Below are 2,564 nucleotides of genomic sequence, written 5' to 3' on the forward strand. Positions count from 1 at the left end.
TAGCTTTATTGGCTTTTATTAGCTTTATTAGATTTATTAGCTTTAATAGCTTTATAGAAAATGTCAATCGGTATAAATGAAATGCTCTGTTGTGAATATAATTTCACTGGGTAATTCTACCCTCATAAGTAGATGACAATTTACTCAAGAAATATTTAATCTCGACGGATACCAATGTAATTTCCTCCCGCTTATACCGATAAGCAATGATAGATGCTTCGGGATTTTATCGTTCAATTTCTCAGATTCGTTTCACTGGTTCAATCATCATGAAACTCTATCAACTTATCTATGTCAGTAAGAGTATCGCCCGTATGTCAAGAGTCGGGTTGAAAGAAATCTTGAAGGTTGCACATCAGAACAATCCAAAACAGGGCATCACCGGGATATTAGTCTATGATCGCGGTCATTTTTTCCAGGTTCTGGAAGGTGAATATAATGACGTCGAATCAGTGTTTGCCAGAATTCAAAAAGACAAGCGACATTGTCGAGTCAACCGAATCATTTCCTACACGATTCAGGATCGTCTCTTTGAAAATTGGAATATGGGATTGTATCATCTGGATGAGACAGCGGAGTTTGACTTTTATAAACTGAAAAAGTGTATGAAATTACTCCAGGATGTGACCTCAATCAGTGAAAAGCGAACTTTGGCAAAGTCTGCATTGAAAATATTTATCGATCTCAAAGAGAATACGGCGACACAACCGGAAGACTTGATTGGTGCATAGACTGATCTGAAGAAACAGGGCGTCAGAGGCAGTACTATTTGTGTCCGAAACTGAATTAAGCCTGCTTGGACCTGCGTTGCGAGGGGCGGCGCTTTCGAGTTTGAATTTTCTGATGATCTGCCTTGTGTCTGGTCCTTTCTGTTGATGAGTATTTGAGTTCGGAAGATAGCTTTCGATTGCATCTGGCGATTCTGTTGCAAAAATGCAATTGCAGATGTCTTGCCAGGCCTGCTGTGTTACAATATTTGCTCGTCGGGTTTTGCCCTGACTTTTGTAACCAGTCTCAGAAACGATGCTCAGTTCCCGGAGAAGTCCTTATGAAAAATGCATTCGGCATTTTGTTCTTTCTTGTGACGCTGCTTTCGCATCAAATGGGACATGCAGGCGAGACGGTACTGCATGATGGATGGCAGGCACTGACACCGCGTGAAGAACTGCGTCCCAACATTTCGTGGGACGCAGACGCTGGTCCAAATCACAAAGGAGCCTTTATCATCCAGGCAGACGACCGGGAAGGCCTGATGGGGTATATCCAGAAGACGTTTCCTGTTCAGGGGGGCAAGACATATGGGTTTACGGCGTTACGAAAAACCGAGGGTATTGACCTGGTTCGTCGCGCCGGAGCCGCGCGGTTAATCTGGCTGGATCAGCAGGGAAAACGTGTTTTAAGAGATAAACCTTCCTTCGCTTCTTACCGGCCTGGGGAGCATCCACGGGCGGAGCCGGAATTTCCCGCCGATCAGGAAACGAACTCAGGCTGGACGAAAGTAACCGGGACTTACCGTGCTCCTTTGCAAGCAGCCCAGGTTCAAATCGAATTGCATTTTCGCTGGGGACCACCTCAATCACAGATCGAATGGTGCAATATCAGTTTCAAGCAGACCGAAGATCTGAAGCCGCGCATCGTGCGACTGGCGACAATCCATTATCGACCCCAGGACGGGAAAAAACCGAATGATAAACCGGCACAGTTTGCGAATTTGATTGAACAGGCTGCACAGCAGAAAGCAGATCTGGTCGTGCTTCCCGAATCCATTACGGTCTACGGAACCGGTCTGTCTTATGCCGAGTGTGCAGAGCCGATTCCCGGACCCTCCACGAAATATTTTAGTCAACTTGCCAAAAAACATAATCTTTACATTGTGGTTGGACTTTACGAACGGGCAGAGCATCTGGTTTATAATGTAGCAGTGTTGATAGGGCCTGACGGAGAGATTGTCGGCAAGTATCGCAAAGTGACCCTGCCGCGCGGCGAGATCGAAGGGGGCGTCACCCCCGGGCACGAGTATCCGGTGTTCGAAACCCGTTTCGGAAAAGTCGGCATGATGATCTGCTATGATGGCTTCTTTCCGGAAGTGGCTCGGGAACTAAGCAAAAATGGCGCTGAGGTGATTGCGTGGCCTGTCTGGGGTTGTAACCCGCTGCTCGGTGCAGCGCGGGCCTGTGAGAATCATGTTTACGTCGTGAGCAGCACATACACCGATGCTTCTGCCAACTGGATGATCTCTGCGATTTACGGTCAGGATGGCAAGCCGCTGGCGCAGGCCAGAGAATGGGGGACGATTGCCATTACCGAAGTCGATTTGAATTATCCGCTGTACTGGCAAAGTCTGGGAGATTTTAAATCCCAGATCGAACGACATCGCCCTATTGTAGATACGAAGCCGTAAGAGTTTGACCGAGTGAAAAGAAAAGCAGGCCTGCGTTACACTCGGGACTATTCAGTGGCTGGCTTACGGGAAGCAGTCTGCGATATTTTGGATGGTTCCAAGACCTAATGTAGTGATTCACTCAGTTGGGCTCTTATTCAAGGCTTCGCGAGCGCGGGTTACT

2 protein-coding genes are annotated in these 2,564 nt (G+C 47.3%); both read left to right on the forward strand.

What is annotated here, in order from left to right; translation table 11 throughout:
• Window positions 1-269 precede the first annotated feature (269 nt).
• Complete coding sequence (locus Q0294_RS00655) at window positions 270-731, forward strand: BLUF domain-containing protein (protein WP_299459640.1); 462 nt, start codon at window positions 270-272, stop codon at window positions 729-731.
• Between the two features lie 317 nt (window positions 732-1,048).
• On the forward strand, window positions 1,049-2,401 hold the full coding sequence (locus tag Q0294_RS00660) for a carbon-nitrogen hydrolase family protein (protein WP_299459642.1): 1,353 nt from the start codon (window positions 1,049-1,051) through the stop codon (window positions 2,399-2,401).
• The last annotated feature ends 163 nt before the right edge of the window (window positions 2,402-2,564 follow it).

The sequence above is a fragment of the uncultured Gimesia sp. genome (assembly GCF_937919775.1).
In the GTDB taxonomy this organism is placed as follows: domain Bacteria; phylum Planctomycetota; class Planctomycetia; order Planctomycetales; family Planctomycetaceae; genus Gimesia.

Excerpts from the sequence above, each read along its gene's own strand:
- Q0294_RS00655 (WP_299459640.1), top strand. The coding sequence starts at position 270 with ATGAAACTCTATCAACTTATCTATGTCAGTAAGAGTATCGCCCGTATG.
- Q0294_RS00660 (WP_299459642.1), top strand. The coding sequence starts at position 1,049 with ATGAAAAATGCATTCGGCATTTTGTTCTTTCTTGTGACGCTGCTTTCG.